This window comes from Streptomyces sp. Y309, from assembly GCF_056712025.1.
This window is the reverse complement of the sequence record NZ_CM160048.1, coordinates 6064251-6082302: the sequence shown is the minus strand read 5'-3', so window position 1 is coordinate 6082302 and position 18052 is coordinate 6064251. Positions and strand designations below refer to the sequence as shown.

At 71.2% G+C, this 18052-nt stretch carries 12 protein-coding genes and 2 pseudogenes; 6 read left to right on the top strand and 8 right to left on the bottom strand.

Annotation, left to right across the window (positions count from 1 at the left end):
• Window positions 1-37 precede the first annotated feature (37 nt).
• Window positions 38-232 (bottom strand): hypothetical protein, encoded by a 195-nt coding sequence (locus tag AC0KTA_RS24940; RefSeq protein WP_037661913.1) that lies wholly within the window; start codon window positions 230-232, stop codon window positions 38-40.
• 723 nt (window positions 233-955) lie between these two features.
• Between AC0KTA_RS24940 and AC0KTA_RS24935 the strand changes: the two genes are divergently transcribed.
• Entirely contained in the window at window positions 956-2263 is a 1308-nt protein-coding gene (locus AC0KTA_RS24935; RefSeq protein ID WP_481050452.1) for an acyltransferase family protein, read from the top strand.
• A 353-nt stretch (window positions 2264-2616) separates the two neighbouring features.
• On the opposite strand, the pseudogene AC0KTA_RS24930 reads toward AC0KTA_RS24935, so the two are convergent.
• The 4 genes and pseudogenes from AC0KTA_RS24930 to AC0KTA_RS24915 form a co-directional block, all read right to left on the bottom strand.
• Window positions 2617-2739: pseudogene (locus AC0KTA_RS24930) on the bottom strand (HD domain-containing protein); the annotation flags it as partial.
• Complete coding sequence (locus AC0KTA_RS24925) at window positions 2736-5231, bottom strand: ABC transporter permease (protein WP_481050451.1); 2496 nt, start codon at window positions 5229-5231, stop codon at window positions 2736-2738. The pseudogene AC0KTA_RS24930 and the gene AC0KTA_RS24925, both read right to left, overlap by 4 nt.
• Window positions 5228-6067, bottom strand: a complete 840-nt coding sequence (locus tag AC0KTA_RS24920) for an ABC transporter ATP-binding protein (protein ID WP_481050450.1) — start codon at window positions 6065-6067, stop codon at window positions 5228-5230. The genes AC0KTA_RS24925 and AC0KTA_RS24920 overlap by 4 nt, the downstream gene beginning before the upstream one ends.
• 342 nt (window positions 6068-6409) lie before the next feature.
• A complete protein-coding gene (locus AC0KTA_RS24915; RefSeq protein WP_481050449.1) occupies window positions 6410-7594 on the bottom strand; it encodes a PP2C family protein-serine/threonine phosphatase in 1185 nt (394 codons plus the stop codon).
• Between the two features lie 165 nt (window positions 7595-7759).
• Between AC0KTA_RS24915 and AC0KTA_RS24910 the strand changes: the two genes are divergently transcribed.
• A complete protein-coding gene (locus AC0KTA_RS24910) occupies window positions 7760-8995 on the top strand; it encodes a GNAT family N-acetyltransferase (protein WP_481050448.1) in 1236 nt (411 codons plus the stop codon).
• Window positions 8996-9067: 72 nt separating this feature from the next.
• Here AC0KTA_RS24910 and AC0KTA_RS24905 read toward each other — a convergent pair.
• Window positions 9068-9880, bottom strand: a pseudogene (locus AC0KTA_RS24905) (Fpg/Nei family DNA glycosylase); the annotation flags it as partial.
• Between the two features lie 249 nt (window positions 9881-10129).
• A complete protein-coding gene (locus AC0KTA_RS24900) occupies window positions 10130-10618 on the bottom strand; it encodes a ribose-5-phosphate isomerase (RefSeq protein ID WP_481050447.1) in 489 nt (162 codons plus the stop codon).
• Between the two features lie 226 nt (window positions 10619-10844).
• On the opposite strand from AC0KTA_RS24900, the gene AC0KTA_RS24895 reads away from it, so the two are divergent.
• Window positions 10845-12314 (top strand): amino acid permease, encoded by a 1470-nt coding sequence (locus AC0KTA_RS24895; protein ID WP_481050446.1) that lies wholly within the window; start codon window positions 10845-10847, stop codon window positions 12312-12314.
• A 197-nt stretch (window positions 12315-12511) separates the two neighbouring features.
• Window positions 12512-13858 (top strand): FAD-binding oxidoreductase, encoded by a 1347-nt coding sequence (locus AC0KTA_RS24890; RefSeq protein ID WP_481050445.1) that lies wholly within the window; start codon window positions 12512-12514, stop codon window positions 13856-13858.
• Window positions 13859-13882: 24 nt separating this feature from the next.
• On the opposite strand, the gene AC0KTA_RS24885 is transcribed toward AC0KTA_RS24890, so the two are convergent.
• Window positions 13883-14473, bottom strand: a complete 591-nt coding sequence (locus AC0KTA_RS24885; protein WP_481050444.1) for a biotin transporter BioY — start codon at window positions 14471-14473, stop codon at window positions 13883-13885.
• 452 nt (window positions 14474-14925) lie between these two features.
• Between AC0KTA_RS24885 and AC0KTA_RS24880 the strand changes: the two genes are divergently transcribed.
• Window positions 14926-16242, top strand: coding sequence for an amino acid permease (locus AC0KTA_RS24880; RefSeq protein WP_481056550.1), 1317 nt, complete (start codon window positions 14926-14928; stop codon window positions 16240-16242).
• A 204-nt stretch (window positions 16243-16446) separates the two neighbouring features.
• Window positions 16447-17838 carry an amino acid permease gene (locus AC0KTA_RS24875; RefSeq protein WP_481050443.1) on the top strand — a complete coding sequence of 464 codons (1392 nt, stop codon included), beginning with the start codon at window positions 16447-16449 and terminating at the stop codon, window positions 17836-17838.
• Window positions 17839-18052 lie beyond the last annotated feature (214 nt).

Below are 18052 nucleotides of genomic sequence, written 5' to 3'. Positions count from 1 at the left end.
CCGACGCAGACCCCCCATCCGCGGCCGCTGCCCGTCGTCAGAACTGTATGTCCCCGATGGTCTCCGCGAGGGAGTCCAGGAGTTCCTGAATGTCGTCGGCCATTCCCGTCGAGGCGAGGACGAAGCCGAAGAGCGCCGCGACGATGGCAGGCCATACCTTGATGTTTCCCTGACGAATCATCATGACGAGGACGATCGCCAACAGCAGCACCACTGACAGCGAAATGGCCACACTGATCACACCCTAGGTCGGTCGCTCTCCCGCCCGGGGGGTACGACCCCGCACTCCCCCGCCAGAACCATCGTGCCACCAACACGACCTCGCTATGCGGCCGGTGACACATCGTCGGCCAAGCCATGACCAAGGGTTGACCAGTGGCGCACCCTCTCCCGGGGGCCGCGCGGGGCCCGCGGGGCATACGCCGCACACCAACCACCCGCGCCCGTACGGGAATTCGACGGTTCCGTCGGACGGTTAATTCGACTTGATCGTTTCCATGGCCAGCCATCGGACCGCCCTCGCGCGGACACCGCCCCGGCACCCGTACACGACGGCGTACTCACAAGCCGTTCACAGGAATTCGAATTGTTGCCGGGAGCACATTGAGTGGGCCGTCATAACCCACCACGGTCCGATCAACCCGGACATTTCACCAGAGTCGCCTGCGGGCGTTATGCGCGATTTAAGCGGTACGAGATATGACGTACCGGACAGTTATCCGTCGTGTCACACGGGGTACCCGCGGGCGGCGATAACGGAAATCCGTAAGGCGCGGGGAGGGGAGCGCCGCGGGAAACAGCGGGAACGCGGAGCAATGAACCGGACGAATGAGTTGAGGGTTTTACGGGAACACCACGGCGACGCTAGGGTGCCTCAGATGTTCCACGCTGCCATGACCCCCGCAGGCGCAGTGCGGTCCCGGATCGTCTCACCGAGCTCGTGGTGGGAGGGCCTGTGACGAACCCCGTTCAACCGCATGGCCGGCATCGGGCGCCGCTGCCTCCCGTACAGCCCTCCGTACCCTCCGTGTCGGAACCGGCCGACGGAATGCCCGCCCCCCGCGTCCCCCACTCCACCGCGGCCGCCACCTCCGCCCGCCCGGCGGGCCGCCACGCCGCACACCCCCCACAGTCCGGCTATCCCGGCCATCCGGGCCATCCCGGTCATCCTGACCATTCCGCACCCGCCGCCGCGAGCGGCACCGGTGCCGCGGGCAAACCCGCCAAGCAGCGCGACGCGTTCTTCGACAACGCCAAGTACCTGGCGATCGTGCTCGTCGCGATGGCCCACGCGTGGGAGCCGCTGACGGATCACAGCCGCACCGCCGAAGCGCTGTACATGACCGTCTACACCTTCCACATGCCGGCGTTCATCCTGATCTCCGGCTACTTCTCGCGCAGCTTCGACATGCGCCCGGACCGGCTCAAGCGGCTCGTGACCGGTGTCGCCGTGCCGTACGTGATCTTCGAGGTCGCGTACACCTTCTTCAAGCGGTGGGCCGACGACGATCCGACGCATCCGATCAGCCTGCTCGACCCCTGGTATCTGACGTGGTTCCTGATCGCGCTGTTCGTGTGGCGGCTGACCACTCCGCTGTGGAAGATCGTGCGCTGGCCGGTGCCGCTGGCCCTGTGCGTCGCCGTGCTCGCGGTGATCTCGCCCGACATCGGCGACGACCTCGACCTCCAGCGCGTGCTGCAGTTCATGCCGTTCTTCGTGCTCGGCCTGTTCATCAGGCCCGAGCACTTCCAGCTGGTGCGGCGGCGCGAGGTGCGGATCCTGTCCCTGCCGATCTTCGCCTGCGCGGTGGTGCTCGCCTACTGGGCCGCTCCGCGGATGACGTCCGTGTGGTTCTACCGCCGCGAGAGCGCGCAGGAGCTGGGCGTTCCGTGGTGGGTGGGCGTGGTCATGACGCTCGCGCTCTTCGGGTGCTCGGTGCTGCTCACCGCGTGCTTCTTCGCGTGGGTGCCGCGGCGGAAGATGTGGTTCACCGTGCTCGGGGCGGGGACTCTGTACGGGTATCTGCTGCACGGGTTCCTCGCCAAGGGGTCCCGGTTCTGGGGCTGGTTCGAGGAGTACGAGTGGCTGCACAAGCCTGCCGGTGAGGTGGTCGTGACGCTGGTCGCGGGGGCGGTGGTGACGCTGCTGTGCACGCCGCCTGTGCAGCGGGCGTTCCGCTTCGCGATGGAGCCGAAGATGGAGTGGGCGTTCCGCCGGGACGCGGCTGCTTTGGCGCGGGCGCGGCGGCCGGGGGCGGGGTGACCGCCTGACGGGACGGTGGGCGTCGGCCTGAGACGGGGTGACCGCTTGACGGGACGGTGACCGTCGACCTGGGCTGTGCCCACCCGTCCCGCCCTGCGGGACGATTGCCCACAGCAGTTAGCGCAGACGTTGCCGCACCGCCCACCGGGCCAGGCAACCGCCCATCCACCCCAGCGACGCCTGACACCCCCCCGTGGCACCGGAAGTGCGGCCTGCCCAGGCTGTTGGGCAGGCCGCGAGGTGTTCTGCGGCCCGGACGTGTTTGTTCCGGTGAACGGGCGGGCGGGTGGGAGAAATCCGCCGCGGAGCGGCGGGCTAGGGAGCGGTGGGCAGAGCCCGCATGTGGGCGTACCGCGGTGCGGCCCCGCGGCGACCGCCTCCAGGTGCTCGGCGTAGGGCCGCCCGGCCTTGTCCGTCTGCCCGGCGTGGGCCGCGCGCGCCACCGCCTCCACCTCGGCCAGGGTCATCAGCGTCATGCCGACGACCTTAGTGCCGCCCGGGCCGGCATTGCTGTGGCTGCCAGGCCGAGTGCCACGGCCGAGCCGGCGAAGGTGCCGTACAGCAGGGGTGGGATGTAGGGAGCCTCGCCGGTCAGGCCGTTCATCATCGGGACGAGTGTGGCGAGGGCGATGCCGGTGCCGATGATGACGCCCGCGCAGGTGACGAGGAGCGCCTCCCAGCGCACCATCCGCATGACCTGGCGGCGCGTGGAGCCGATCAGACGCAGCGTGCCGAGTTCGCGGCGGCGGTCCAGGATCGTCATCACCAGCGTGTTGGCGGCGGCGACGGCGGCGAAGCCGCCGAGTACGGCCGCCATGACCCCGTTCGCCCAGGCGTTGACCTCGCGGTCCACCGAGGCGGCCGCGGTGTAGCCGTCGCGGTCCTTGACCGTGCCCAGGGACTTCAGCGCGGCGGCGCTGCCGCCCTTCGTCCAGATCTCCGTGTCGAGGGCGGACGTGACGTGCCGCTTCAAGTCGGCGGCGGGCAGCGTCACTTGGGACAGGCCGAGGCCCCGCTCGTACGTCGCCGTGACCTTCGGGCGGGCCTTCGTGCCGTCGGGCAGGCGCAGCTCGACGCGGTCGCCGGTCTTCAGGTGCGCGGACTGCGCGACCATGGCGTCCAGCGCGATCTGCCCCTTGCCCAGGGCGAGTTCGCCGGACTTGAGCTTGAGGTCCTGCACCTTGGCCAGGTCCGCGGCGGTGCCCGTCACGCCCTGCGCGGGCACCGACTCCAGCCAGCGGTCGCCGCCGGAGCCCTTGGGGATCAGGACGGAGGTCTTCAGCAGGCCCACGGCGGAGCTGACGCCGGAGGCCTGCCCCGCCTTGCGTACGGCCTCGGGGCCGAATCCGCCGCCCGCCGTGACGATGTGGTCGGCCGTGATGCCGTCCCGCTGCTGGCTCGCGGTGACGCGTTCCTCGCTGGTGTGCATGAAGACGAGCGTCGAGGAGAACGCCATCGCGAGCACGATCGGGGTGATCGCGGAGGCCATACGGCGGGAGTTGCTGCGGGAGTTGGCCGCGGCGAGCGACGCGGAGGCGCCCGCGCCGCGCAGCGGAAGGCCGAACAGGGCCGCGCAGCCACGCGCCACCAGCGGGCCGAGCAGCGCGACCGCCAGCATGAAGAGCATGACGACGCCGAGCGCCGCGTTCGCCGCGTCGTCGCCGGTCGAGGTGGCGGCGAAGCGCGCGAAGATGATGCCGCCGACCACCGCGGCGACACCGAGCGGCGTACGGATCCAGCCGATCTGCGCCCGCTCCACGGAGGCCTCGCTCAGCGCCTGGCCCGGCTTGATGCGGGACGGGCGGCGGGCGGACATGTACCCGGCGAACAGGGCGGTGACGAGCGCGGTGCCCGTCGCGGCGAGGAAGGGGATGTACGAGACGGAGAGGTCGACGGCCTCCGGGATCGCGCCCTTGTCCTTGAGCTGCCCGAACCACCAGCTCGCCAGGGCGACTCCGGGCAGACAGCCGAGCAGGCCCGCGAGCGGCGCGACGAGGAGCGCCTCCGTGGCGATCGTACGGCGGACCTGACGTGGTGTCGTACCGATGGCGCGCAGGAGCGCGAACTCGCGGGCCCGCTGGCCGACGGAGAGCGCGACGGTGCCGGCGGCCGTGAAGACGGCGACCATCGCGGCGATGCCGCCGAAGGAGCCGCCGAGGCCGGTGAGCATCTCCTTGGCGTACGCAAGGCGGGAGTTCTCGACGCCGCCGCGCCCGTCGCCGGTGTGGACCTCCGCCTTGTCCCCGAGGGCCTTGGCCACCTGGGACTTGAGCGTCGCGTCCGTGACGCCGTCCTTGGGCAGGACGGCGATGGCGTCGATGCGGTCGGGGTGCCCGGAGATACGTACCGCGTCCGTGTCGGCGAACCAGGCAGTCGGGCCGGTCTCCGCGCCTCCCGCGCCTCCCGCTGCCTCTGTTCCCTTCGCGCCCTTCGTGAGTCCGGACACCCGGAATTCGCGCGGGCCGTCGGCCGTGGTGAGCGTGACCCGCTCGCCGACGCGGGCCTTCGCCGCCTCGGACAGGACCACTTCCCCGGCGGCGGGCGCCCGGCCCGCCGACAGCTTCTCGCCGGTGAAGGCGGTGGAGCCCCAGTTGTGCGCGGTCAGCGCCGTGGCGCCGTGCTTGACGGGGAAGGTGACGTCGGCGACGGCGGTACGCGCGCCGGGCACCGAACCCGCCTTCGCCACCAGCGAGTTGTCGAGGCGGGCGCGGTCCGGCACGGGCTCGGGCGAGTCGGACCGGTCCTCGCCGCCGCCGGTGACGAAGTGAGCCTTCTGGTCGGCGGCGGCCACCACGGGCGCCCCCGCGTACCGCTCCGGCGGCACGGAGGCGCGCACACCCGTCTCCAGGAGGACGCCGCACGCGGACACGATCAGCGCCGCCATCGCGAGCGCCACGAACGTGCCCACGAAGCCCGCGGGTTTGAAGCGGACGGCCGCGCGGGCCAGCCCGTTGGGTACGAAGCTCATGCCGCCGCCCCCGCATACGCCGCGGGGGCGGCGGTGAGGGCCGTCATCCGCTCCGCGATCCGCGCCGCCGGGGCGCGCTCCAGGCGGTCGGCGATCGAGCCGTCGGCGAGGAACAGGGTGCGGTCCGCCCAGGCCGCGGCGGCCGGGTCGTGGGTGACCATGACGACCGTGGCCCCCATGCTGTCCACGGCCGAGCGCAGCAGGCCGAGGATCTCGGTTGCCGTGGTGGTGTCGAGCGCGCCGGTCGGCTCGTCCGCGAACACCACGTCCGGCGAGGTCACCAGGGCGCGGGCGATGGCCACGCGCTGCTGCTGGCCGCCGGAGAGCTGGCCCGGGCGGCGCTTTCCCTTGTCCCCCAGGCCCACGCGGGCCAGCATCGCGGCGGCCGCGCGGCGGTCGGGGCGGTGGCCCGCGAGGCGCATCGGGAGCAGCACGTTCTGCTCGACCGTGAGCGACGGGAGCAGGTTGAACGCCTGGAAGACGAAGCCGAGGCGGGTGCGGCGCAGGGCCGTCAGCTTGTTCTCGCTCATGCCGGTGATCTCCGTGCCGCCGAGGCGTACGGTGCCGTCCGTCGGGCGGTCCAGGCCCGCCGCGCACTGCAGGAACGTGGACTTGCCGGAGCCCGACGGGCCCATCACGGCCGTGTAGCTCCCCCGCGGCAGGGCCAGGTCTATGCCCCGCAGCGCGTGCACCGCGCCCGAGCCGCGGCCGTACTGACGGCGCACGCCGCGCAGCTCCACGGCCCAGTCGCCCGCCGCGGCGCCGAAGCCCGGGCCCTCGCCGTCGCCGTGACGCGTTCCGGTCTCGGCCCGCTGCTTCTTCTTCCGCAGCCCCATGGCGTGCAGCCTTTCCCTCGTCCGTACCTGCTCGATGCATCGAACGTACGGATCGCGGGGTGCCCCCGACCATGAGGCGGCCCGGCCAGTCCGGGGTGGGGTTTCCCCCACCTGGGGACGTCGTGGCTGGTGGGGGCCCTGCCGGGGGCCTCCCCAGTCCCGCCCCTTCCCGAAACCGGGGGCTCCACCCCCGGACCCCCGCTCCTCAAACGCCGGAGGGGCTGAAATGTGCCGGTGCGGCTGAGTTTCAGCCCGTCCGGCGTTTGAGGACGAGCTGCGAAGCGGCGATCAGCGGCGGCCCGGCCCACCCGCAGGGAAGACCGCCCAAGGCCCCCGGCCAGCTCACGCGTCCCGGCAGATCAGCAGCAAAGCCCGGTCGTCGTTCACGTCCCTGGCCACCGCCTCGATGAGGTGCCACGCGGCGCCGTGGAAGCCGCCGGGGACGTAGCGGTCGGCCTCGCCGGTCAAGCGGTCGATGCCTTCCGCGATGTCGCGGTCGGCGGCCTCGACGATGCCGTCGGTGAAGAGCATCAGGACGTCGCCGGGACGCAACGAGCCCTTGACGGGGTCGAACTGGGCGCCGTCGTAGACGCCGAGGAGGGGGCCTTCGCCGGTCTTCTCCTCCCAGCGGCCGGTGCCGGCGCTGAGCTGGAGGGCGGGGAGATGTCCTGCGGAGAGGAGTTCGTAGTCGCCGGTCTCCAGGTCGAGGACGAGGTGGATGGAGGTGGCGAAGCCCTCGTCCCAGTCCTGCCGGAGGAGGTAGCCGTTGGCGGCGGGCAGGAAGGCGTGCGGGGGGAGGGAGCCCAGGAGGCCACCGAAGGCCCCGGACAGGAGCAGAGCCCTCGACCCCGCGTCCATGCCCTTGCCCGAGACGTCCGTCAGGACGACTTCCAGCGTGCGCCCGCCGTTCGTGCGGGCGGCGACCACGAAGTCGCCGGAGAAGGACTGCCCGCCGGCCGGCCGGAGCGCCATCTCGCGGTGCCACCCGCGCGGCAGCTTCGGCAGCTTGCTCTGGACGCGGATGCGCTCGCGCAGGTCGAAGAGCATGGTCCCGCCCCCGCGCCAGGGCACGCCGACCCGGCTGCGGAACTGGGCGATAAGGAGGCCGAAGAAGCCGCAGGCGGCGACGGTCAGGACGGTGCCGGGGGTGACCCGCGCCGGGCCCTCCGTGTACGGGCCGAGCTGGGCGGACTCCACGATGAGGGCGGCCGCGGAGGCGGCGTACAGACCGAGCAGGCTGGAGGGCCGCAACAACAGCCCGCCCGCGACGATCGGCAGGACGAGCGCCGCCGGGGAGAACCACACGGGGTTGATGATCGTGCAGGCGGTGATGACGGGGACGGTGAGGAGCAGCGCGGCCAGTGCCACCCAGTCGGAGCCGTCGCCCCGGAAGTAGTCGACACCGGATTTGCGCAGCCCTATGCGGGCCCGGTGCAGCCGCTTCTTCATCCGGGCCGGGAACGTCTCGGCTTCGGCGCGTCGCGCACGCTGTTCGCGCCGCTCGCGCCCTTCTCGTCGTACCGCCATTGCTCGTGGACCCTATCCACCGGGCCAGGCGCTTCGCACGGGAGGTACCTCTTGTCCCCCTTCAGGGGCACCCCACCCGTATCTCCGCGCCCAGCGCCCACACGCACATTCCGGTACGCGGAAAATCGTTCGCCGCGCCCGTGGAGCCCCTGGTAGGCATGGCATATGACAGCAGACTTGCGGGAGTTGAGCCAGAGCGACTGGGACCGTTGGTACGGAACGCTGGAGCGGGCCTTCGGCGGCGTCGCCGAGCAGCCCGAGGAGCACGAGCTGTGGAACGCCCTCACCGAGTACGAGCGGTCGTTCGGGTTCTGGGACGGCGAGGCCTGCGTGAGCACGGCGGGCGCCTTCAGCTTCCGCATGTCCGTGCCGGGCGGCGCCGTGGTGGACACGGCGGGCGTGACCATGGTGAGCGTCGCCGCCACGCACCGGCGGCGCGGCCTGCTCACGGCGATGATGCGGCACCAGCTCGACGACGTGCGGGCGCGCGGCGAGGCGCTGGCCGTCCTGACGGCGTCGGAACCGGGCATCTACGGCCGGTTCGGGTACGGCGTCGCCTCGCACCAGCTCCGCCTCGAGATCGACAAGACCCGCGTCCACCTGTCCGTCCCGGCCGCCGCGGACGAGGTGCGGCTGCGCTACGCGACGCCCGCGGAGTCCCAGGCCGACCGCGAGGCGGTGTACGCGCAGCGGGTGGCGGGACGCCCCGGCATGCTCGCTCGCCGGCCCGGCTGGGAGAACCTGATCACCCTGGACCCGCCGGGCGACCGCAACGGCATGTCGCCGCAGCAGTGCGTGCTCGCGGAGCGCGACGGCGACGTCGTCGGGTACGCCCTCTTCGCGGTCAAGCCCGAGTGGGACGTCCAGGGCCCCAAGGGCACGGTCCGGGTGCAGGACGTGGAGGCCCAGGACCCGGCCGCGTACGCCGCACTGTGGCGCTTCCTCTTCGGCATCGACCTGACGTCGACGGTCCTGGCGCTGAGCCGCCCGGTCGACGACCCGCTGGTCCAGCTCGTCTCCGACGTGCGCCGCTGCGACCTGCGGATCAAGGACTCGCTGCACGTGCGTCTGGTGGACGTCGGCGCCGCCCTCGAAGCGCGTACGTACCAGGCGCCGGTGGACCTGGTCCTGGACGTCGAGGACGCCTTCTGCCCCTGGAACCAGGGCCGCTGGCGCCTGTCGGGCGACGCCAAGGACGCCTCCTGCAAGCGCGTGGACGACGACGCCCCGGCCGATCTCGCCCTCTCCGTACGGGAGTTGGGCTCCGTCTACCTCGGCGGCGTACCGCTCACGCAGCTCGCCGGGGCGGGCCGGGTGCGGGAGTTGCGCGAGGGCGCGGTGGCGGAGGCGTCGCTTGCCTTCGGCTCGGCGGTGGCTCCTTGGCTGCCGCACGGCTTCTAGCTTCCGGTTCCAGCTTCCGGCGGGGTGCTTCCCCGTTGCGGGGTGCTTCCTCGTTACGGCCGGGGGGGCGGCCGGCTGGCAGCCCGGGCACCAGAACAGATTGCGGGCGGCGAGATCGGCGGTGCGGATCTCGCCGCCACAGATGTGGCAGGCCTGACGGGCTCTGCGGTACACGTACACCTCGCCGCCGTGGTCGTCCACGCGCGGCGGGCGGCCCATCGCCTCCGGGGTGTGCTCGGGCCGGACCGTGTCGATGCGGTTGTGCCGGACGCCCTCGCGCATGAGGTACACCAGGTCGGCCCAGATCGCCGTCCATTGGGCGTACGTGAGGTCCTTGCCTGGTGTGTACGGGTCGATGCCGTGCCGGAACAGGACCTCCGCGCGGTACACGTTGCCCACGCCCGCGACGACCTTCTGGTCCAGGAGCAGGGCCGCGACGGTGGTGCGGCTGCGGGAGACGCGGCGCCAGGCCGTCTCCGGGTCGTTCCCCTCGCCCTGCGGGCGCAGCGGGTCCGGGCCCAGGCGGGCGTGTATCGCCTGCTTCTCCTCGTCGGTGATCAGGGCGCAGGTCGTCGGGCCGCGCAGGTCCATGTACGCGGTGGTGTTCGCGAGGCGGAGGCGGACCGTGTCCGTGGGTGGGGGCGGGGGTGTGCCGCCGAAGGCCACCTTGCCGAAGAGGCCCAGGTGGATGTGGATCCAGCCGGTCTCGGCGAAGCCGAGGAACAGGTGCTTGCCGTGGGCTTCCGCCGTGCTCAGCGGCCGGCCCGTCACCAGGGCCGCGCCGTCGGAGAACTTGCCCTGCGGGCTGGTGGCGCGCACCTCCCGCCCCTCGAACCGCTCCCGATGATCGGCCGCGAGACGGTGGATGGTGTGGCCCTCGGGCACGACGGTTTCTCCTGGGGGGCGGGTTGGGGTGGGTGGGGCCCTGCCGGGGTCTCCCCAATCCCGCCCCTTCCCGTAACCAGGGGGCTCCGCCCCCTGGACCCCCTCTTATCGCCGCTTCGCGGCTCGTCCTCAATCGCCGGACGGGCTAGAAGGGTGGGCGGGTGGGGGATATAGCCCCTCCGGCGTTTGAGGAGCGGGGGTCCGGGGGCAGAGCCCCCGGTTTCGGGAAGGGGCGGGGTTGGGGAGTACTCAGCCCTGCTGCGGGTGGTGGGACGGGATGGCCGGCAGCTCGCCGGTGGTCTCGTACCGCGTGAGCATCTCGATGCGACGCGTGTGCCGCGCCTCGCCCGAGTACGGAGTGGCGAGGAAGATCTCGACGAACTTCGTGGCCTCGTCCTGGGTGTGCATCCGCCCCCCGATGGAGATCACGTTGGCGTCATTGTGCTCACGCCCGAGCGCGGCGGTCTGCTCACTCCACGCGAGAGCGGCCCGCACACCCTTCACCTTGTTCGCCGCGATCTGCTCCCCGTTCCCGGAGCCGCCGATGACGATGCCGAGGGCCTCGGGGTCCGCGGCGGTCCGCTCCGCGGCGCGCAGGCAGAACGGCGGGTAGTCGTCCTGGGCGTCGTAGATGTGGGGCCCGCAGTCGACGGGCTCGTGCCCGTGGGCGGTGAGCCATTCGACGAGGTGGTTCTTCAGTTCGTAGCCGGCATGATCCGAGCCGAGGTACACGCGCATGGAGCGAAGTGTGGCATGCAGGGGGGCGGGCAGCCGCTGTGGGGCGGCCGGGCACCGGCTCCGGGGACCGATTGGTGCAGGCCAATCGCCCGGCCGGTGATCGAGCGTAAGCACGCGTTCACTCACCATTCCGCTGAATACAACGATCCGGAGACGGGTCTTTCGTCCCGTACGCCCCTGAGTTTGAATGCGGAAGCTTGTGCCCCGCGAACCAAAGGATCTGCCTATGACCTCGCAACCGTCCCTTGCGAAGGAAGACAGCACCCACGAAGGACCCGGTAATTCGCAGCCGGGCGGTGGGAACGGCGGTGGCGACGGCCTGCAGGCCGGGCTGAAGAACCGCCACCTGTCGATGATCGCCATCGGTGGCGTGATCGGAGCGGGTCTGTTCGTCGGGTCCTCCGCCGGCATCAAGGCCGCGGGCCCCGCGATCCTCGTGTCGTACGCGCTCGTGGGCGCCATGGTCGTGCTCGTGATGCGGATGCTCGGCGAGATGGCCGTGGCGCGGCCGACCTCCGGCTCCTTCTCCGCCTACGCCGACCAGGCTCTCGGGCGCTGGGCGGGCTTCACCATCGGCTGGCTGTACTGGTTCTTCTGGGTCGTGGTGCTCGCCGTCGAGGCGACCGCGGGTGCCGACATCCTGAACGGGTGGATGCCGGGCGTCCCGCAGTGGGGCTGGGCACTCATCGTGATGCTGGTGCTCACCGCGACCAACCTCGTCTCGGTCGGCAGCTACGGCGAGTTCGAGTTCTGGTTCGCGGGCATCAAGGTCGTGGCGATCGGCGGGTTCGTCGTCCTCGGCCTGCTCGCCGTCTTCGGCATCCTGCCCGGCTCGGACAACCCGGGCAGCGGCTTCGCGCACCTCACGGACGCGGGCGGCTTCCTGCCCAACGGCGCGGGCGCCATCCTCACCGGTGTGCTGATGGTGGTCTTCTCCTTCATGGGCTCGGAGATCGTCACGCTCGCCGCCGGTGAGTCGGAGGACCCGCAGCGCGCCGTGACGAAGGCCACGAACAGCGTGATCTGGCGCATCGGCGTCTTCTACCTCGGCTCGATCTTCGTCGTCGTCACGCTGCTTCCGTGGAACGACAAGTCGATCGTCGAAGACGGCAGTTACGTCGCCGCGCTGAACTCCATCGGCATAGCGCACGCCGGCACGGTCATGGACGTCATCATCCTCACGGCCGTCCTGTCCTGTCTCAACTCCGGCCTGTACACGGCCTCGCGCATGGCCTTCTCGCTCGGCGAGCGCGGCGACGCCCCGAAGTCGTTCGCGCGCACCACCGCCGCGGGCGTGCCGCGCATCGCGATCCTCAGCTCGGTCGTCTTCGGCTTCGCCGCCGTGTGGTTCAACTACCAGTGGCCGGACACCGTCTTCGAGTTCCTGCTCAACTCCTCCGGCGCCGTCGCGCTCTTCGTGTGGCTCGTCATCTGCTTCACGCAGCTGAAGATGCGCGGCATCATCCTGCGCGAGCAGCCGGAGAAGCTGGTCGTGAAGATGTGGCTCTTCCCGTACCTGACCTGGGTCACCATCGGGATGATCTCGTTCGTGATCGTCTACATGCTGTACGACGACGCCGGGCGCAAGCAGATGCTCCTCTCGCTGCTCGTGGCGGCCCTCGTGCTGGGCTTCGCCCTGGTGCGCGAGAAGGTGCGGCCGCGTACCGCCGAGGAGGCGGCCCGGCTCGAGGCCTGAGCCGAGGGCGAGGCAGAGGCCCGCTCCCATACGGCGGGGTGGTTCCGGGAGTCCGGGGCCGCCCCGCCGTCGTGTGTGCCGCCGGAAAAACCTGACGGAAACTGTCAAGTTATGAGGACAGGGTGGGCCCCGCAAGGACAAGATCCGCGGCGCCGCTCACCCCGCGCGCGCCGCGCACCGCATGACGGAGGCAACCCGTGAACCACACCGCCCACACCCCCCAGCGGCTCACCTTCCGCCCCGGCGACGCCGGGTACGACGACGAACTCGCCGGATTCCAGACCGGGTTCGCCCAGCGCCCCGACGTGATCTACGCGGCCTCCGGCACCGACGACGTCGTCGCGGCCGTGGCGTACGCCGCCGAGGCCGGGCTGCCGGTCGGCGTGCAGGCCACCGGGCACGGCCTCCCGGACGCCGCGCAGGGCGGCGTACTGATCAGCACCCGCCGCATGGACGACGTCGTCGTGGACCCCGCGGCGCGCACCGTCCGGGTCGGGGCGGGCGTCCGCTGGGGGCAGGTCGTGGCGGCCGCGGCGGAGCACGGGCTCGCGCCGCTGAACGGCTCGGCGCCTTCCGTGGGCGCCGTGTCGTACACCCTGGGCGGCGGACTCGGCGTCCTGGCGCGGGAGTTCGGGTACGCGGCCGACCATGTGCGGTCCCTGGACGTGGTGACCGCGGACGGCACACCGCGGCACGTGACGGCCGACAGCGAGCCGGAGCTGTTCTGGGGGCTGCTCGGCGGCGGCGCGAACCTCGGCGTCGTGACGGCCCTCGAGATCGGCCTGATCCCCGTGGCGCGGCTGTACGGGGGCGCGCTCACCTTCGACGGGCGCGAGGTCGACCCGGCGGTGATCCTGCGCGCGTACACGGCCTGGACCGAGACCGTCCCGGACGAGGTGACGTCCTCCGTCGCCGCGCTCGTCTACCCCGACCTCCCGATGCTCCCGGAAGCCCTGCGCGGGAGCTATCAGGTGACCGTGCGCGTCGCGTACACCGGCAGCGCGGAGGAGGGCGAGCGGCTCGTGGCGCCGCTGCGCGCGATCGGGCCCGCCGCCTCGGACTCCCTGCGCGAACTGCCGTACACCGAGAGCCACACCATCCACAACGACCCCGACTTCCCGCACGCGTACTACGGGGAGAGCCGCATGCTGGACGGCCTCGACACCGCCGGGACGGAAGGGATGGAACGGCTTCTGTCCCTCACCGGTCCCGCCGCCGACCACATGCACGTCGTGCAGCTCAACCACCTGGGCGGCGCCCTCGCCCGGCCAGCCGCCAACGCCGTGCCGCACCGGGACGCGCGCTGGCTGCTGCGGATCCTGTCGCCGCTGGACGGCACGGACCGCGAGACCCTGCGGGAGTTCTACGCGGAGGCGCTCAGCGGAGTGGAGCGGCACGCCGTCGGACGGTCCCTGAACTTCACCTTCGGCAGTGGCGACCGTACGGAAGGTCTGTACGACGCCGAGACGCGAAAGAGGCTCGCCGGGCTGAAGGCCACGTACGACCCGGCGAACCTCTTCAGGCGGAACTACGACGTCCGTTGACGGACGTACAGAGCGCGCTTCGCGTCAGCGCTTGTCGGCGGCGCCATTGACGAGCTTCCACGCCAGCGGCAGCGCGCCCATCGCGAGCGCCGCCTTGAGCGCGTCGCCGATGAGGAAGGGCGTGAGCCCGGCCGCGACCGCCTCCGTCAGGGACATGCCGGTGGCCGCGGCCAGGTACGGCACGCCGACGGCGTAGATGATCGCGGAGCCGAGGACCATCGTGCCCGCCATCCGCGCCACGTTCCGGTCCGCGCCGCGGCGGGCGAGGGCGCCCACGACCAGGGCGGCCAGCATCATGCCGAAGACATAGCCGAGGCTCGGCGCGCCCATGCCCGCCTTGCCCTGGGCGAACCAGGGCATGCCCGCCATGCCGACGATCGCGTACACCGCGAGCGAGGCCGCGCCGCGGTAGGCGCCGAGCGAGGTGCCGACGAGCAGGGCCGCGAAGGTCTGGCCGGTGACCGGGACCGGGGAGCCGGGGACCGGCACGGCGATCTGCGCGGCGATGCCGGTGAGCGCGGCGCCGCCGAGGACGAGCGTGGCGTCCTTCACGCGGGAGGCGGGCAGGAGGTCGGCCAGGACCTGGCCCGGACGGGTTATGGCGGCTGTACTCATCGGGACTCCATGGTTCTGGGCGGCCTGGGGTAGGTGGGTGGGACCGTTGTGACCTTATCCCCGGGGTCGACGGCGTTTCAGGGGGTGCCGGTGACAAAGGGAGTGGGTCGGCGTTGGTGGGCTCCGCACAAAGCGCCGGGGCCACACGTGATTCGGCGTGACGCTCGTCACTGAGGTCAGGGGGGTCGGGATACGCGGTTGCCTCCCGGGGTGCCTGCCGGTGAGACTGTAGATTCCCGCTAAACCTGTGGGCGTGGAGTCCGGCCTCAACCTCTGGGCCTGGATTCCCGCTGTAGCCCCTGAGCACCGAGAGCCGACTGAACGTGAAGCACGACTCCTCACCGTCCCGGTCGGCGGTGCCCCCTACGGGTGCGACGGCGGTCGACGCCCCCGCCGCGACGGACACGGGGCCCGAACCCCTCGGCGGCGGCCTCAAGCAGCGCCACCTCACCATGCTCGGCCTCGGCGGTGTCATCGGCGCCGGACTGTTCGTGGGGTCGGGCGCCGGGATCGAGGTCGCGGGGCCCGGCATCGTCCTCTCCTATCTGATCGCGGGCGCGCTCGCGATGTGCGTGATGCGGATGCTCGGCGAGATGTCCGCCGCGATGCCGGCGTCCGGCGCGTTCTCCGTGCACGCCGAGCGGGCGCTCGGGCGGTGGGCCGGGTTCTCGGTCGGGTGGCTGTACTGGTTCCTGCTCGTCGTCGTGCTCGCCGTGGAGGCGACCGGCGCGGCCCGGATCGCCAACGAGTGGGTTCCGGGTGTGCCGCAGTGGGCGTGGGTGCTCCTCTTCATGGTGTTCTTCACCGGCGCCAACCTCGCGGCCGTGAAGAACTTCGGCGAGTTCGAGTTCTGGTTCGCCGCCCTGAAGGTCTTCGCGATCGTCCTCTTCCTCGTCCTGGGGCTGCTCGCCATCTTCGGAGTGCTGCCCGACACCGATCCCGTCGGCTTCACGCACCTCACCGGCGACGGCGGCTTCCTGCCGTACGGCTGGGACGGCGTCGTCTCCGGGGTGGTCGTGGTGCTCTTCGCCTTCGGCGGCCTGGAGATCGTGACGATCGCGGCGGCCGAGTCCGACGACCCGGTGCGCTCGGTGGCGCGCGCGGTGCGCAGCGCCGTCTACCGCATCCTCTTCTTCTACGTCGGTTCGATGCTCGTCATCGTGACGGTGCTGCCGTGGACGGCACAGAAGGCAGGCTTCAGTCCGTATGTGACGGTGCTCGACTCGATCGGCGTCCCGTCGGCCGGGACTCTCATGAACATCGTGGTGTTCGTGGCGCTCCTGTCGTCCCTGAACGCCAACCTGTACGGCTCCTCGCGCATGATCTTCTCCCTCGCCGAGCGCGGCGAGGCGCCGAAGGGGCTGCTGAAGGTTTCGGGCGGCGGGGTGCCGCGGCGTGCGGTGCTCGCCTCGGTGGCCTTCGGCTTCGTGTCCGTACTGCTGAATCTGAAGTGGCCCGAGTCCGTCTTCCTCTACATGCTCAACTCGGTGGGCGCGGCGCTGCTGTTCGTGTGGGGTCTGATCGCGGTGTCGCAGCTGCGGCTCCGGCGCCGCATCGAGCGCGAGGCGCCGCAGAAGCTGACCCTGCGCATGTGGTTCTTCCCCTGGCTGACGTGGGCGACGCTCGCGGCGATGGCCGTGGTGATCGTGCTGATGCTGCGGGACGACGGGGCGCGGCCGCAGCTGCTGTGGTCGGCGGGCGCGACGGCGGCGGTGATCGCGGTGGCGTGGGCACGGGAGTGGCGGGAGCGGCGCGTGCGCGGCCGTTGATGACCCCTATATACCTCTGCTACACCTCTGCGCACGCAACGTGCGCACACACTTCCGACACAATTGTGTTCGCGATGTGAACGAATCTTCACCATGTGTGAGCGTCGTGTCCGTATACCGGTCACCTGTTCCCTGTGAGCGGTACGCACGCTCAGACTGTGGCCCACTTCGCTCCCCGTCTCTGCTACTGAACAGGGCACGCCCATGTCTCGGACGTCCTTGCAGGACGCACCACCCCAGGCCGACTCTCCCCTCGGACACGGTCTCAAGCAGCGCCATCTGTCGATGATCGCCCTCGGCGGTGTGATCGGCGCCGGGCTCTTCGTGGGCTCCGGGACGGCCATCGCCGCGGCCGGTCCCTCGATCATCCTGGCGTACGCGATCTCCGGCGCCCTGGTCATGCTCGTGATGCGCATGCTCGGCGAGATGGCCGCGGCCAACCCGGCGTCCGGCTCCTTCTCCGTGCACGCCGAGCGGGCCATGGGCCCGTGGGCCGGGTTCACCGCCGGCTGGTCGTTCTGGTTCCTGCTGTGCGTGGCCGTCGGCCTGGAGGGCATCGGCGCCGCGAAGATCGTGCACGGCTGGGTGCCGGGTGTGCCCGAGTGGGCCTGGGTCGCCCTCTTCATGCTGGTGTTCTGCGCCACCAACCTCGCGGCGGTGAAGAACTTCGGCGAGTTCGAGTTCTGGTTCGCCGCCCTGAAGGTCGGCGCGATCGTTCTCTTCCTCGGCATCGGCGTGCTCGCCATCCTGGGCTGGCTCCCCGACACCGACGCGCCCGGCATGACCAACCTGACCGGGCACGGGGGCTTCATGCCCAACGGCGTGGACGGCCTCATCGTCGGACTGCTCGCCTCCGTCTTCGCGTACGGCGGCCTGGAGACCGTCACCATCGCGGCGGCGGAGTCCGAACACCCCGTCCAGGGCGTGGCCAAGGCCGTGCGCACGGCGATGTGGCGGATCGCGCTCTTCTACGTCGGCTCGATGGCCGTCGTCGTGACGCTGCTGCCGTGGACGGCCGAGGAGGTCGCGGCGAAGGGTCCGTACGTCGCCACGCTCGACCACCTCGGCATCGACGGCGCGGGCCAGATCATGAACGTGGTCGTCCTGATCGCCCTGCTCTCCGCGATGAACGCCAACATCTACGGCGCGTCCCGCATGTCCAACTCGCTGGTGGCGCGCGGCATGGGCCCGAAGGCGCTCGGGCAGCTCTACGGCGGCGTGCCGCGCATCGCCGTCCTCACCTCGTCGGCCTTCGGCTTCGTGTGCGTCCTGCTCAGCTACTGGCGGCCGGACGACATCTTCCAGTGGCTGCTCAACACCATCGGCGCGATCATCCTCGTCGTGTGGTTCTTCATCGCGACCGCGCAGTTGAGGCTGCGTACCAAGATGGAGCGCGAGGCCCCGGAAAAGCTCGTCGTGAAGATGTGGCTCTTCCCCTGGCTCACCTATGTGGCGCTCGCCGGGATGGCGACGGTGTTCGTCCTGATGGCCCGCGAGTCCGAGACCCGCACGCAGCTCTACTACACGGGCGGCCTGACCCTGATCCTCATGGCGGTCGGCTTCGCCCGGCAGAAGGCCGTGGAGAACCGCACCTGACGGCCCCCGTTCCCGCGCGCACCCGAAGGCCCCGCTCCCCCCTGTGGAGCGGGGCCTTCGGCCGTTCGCGGCGACGAGGCCGTGGGCCCGTCGGCCTAGGACGAAGGGCTGATCAACTTCACCGTACTCCTGCTGCTAGCCTGCACTTGCACATAGGTCGCAATAAGAGGTGCGAGGCGGCGCCGCGCGACACGGCGCGGCACAGCACGCAGAG

What these genes read in the sequence shown, in the direction of transcription:
- AC0KTA_RS24925 (WP_481050451.1), bottom strand. Translation starts at nt 5,231, where the DNA reads ATGAGCTTCGTACCCAACGGGCTGGCCCGCGCGGCCGTCCGCTTCAAA.
- AC0KTA_RS24920 (WP_481050450.1), bottom strand. Translation starts at nt 6,067, where the DNA reads ATGGGGCTGCGGAAGAAGAAGCAGCGGGCCGAGACCGGAACGCGTCAC.
- AC0KTA_RS24915 (WP_481050449.1), bottom strand. Translation starts at nt 7,594, where the DNA reads ATGGCGGTACGACGAGAAGGGCGCGAGCGGCGCGAACAGCGTGCGCGA.
- AC0KTA_RS24910 (WP_481050448.1), top strand. Translation starts at nt 7,760, where the DNA reads ATGACAGCAGACTTGCGGGAGTTGAGCCAGAGCGACTGGGACCGTTGG.
- AC0KTA_RS24900 (WP_481050447.1), bottom strand. Translation starts at nt 10,618, where the DNA reads ATGCGCGTGTACCTCGGCTCGGATCATGCCGGCTACGAACTGAAGAAC.
- AC0KTA_RS24895 (WP_481050446.1), top strand. Translation starts at nt 10,845, where the DNA reads ATGACCTCGCAACCGTCCCTTGCGAAGGAAGACAGCACCCACGAAGGA.
- AC0KTA_RS24885 (WP_481050444.1), bottom strand. Translation starts at nt 14,473, where the DNA reads ATGAGTACAGCCGCCATAACCCGTCCGGGCCAGGTCCTGGCCGACCTC.
- AC0KTA_RS24880 (WP_481056550.1), top strand. Translation starts at nt 14,926, where the DNA reads ATGCTCGGCCTCGGCGGTGTCATCGGCGCCGGACTGTTCGTGGGGTCG.
- AC0KTA_RS24875 (WP_481050443.1), top strand. Translation starts at nt 16,447, where the DNA reads ATGTCTCGGACGTCCTTGCAGGACGCACCACCCCAGGCCGACTCTCCC.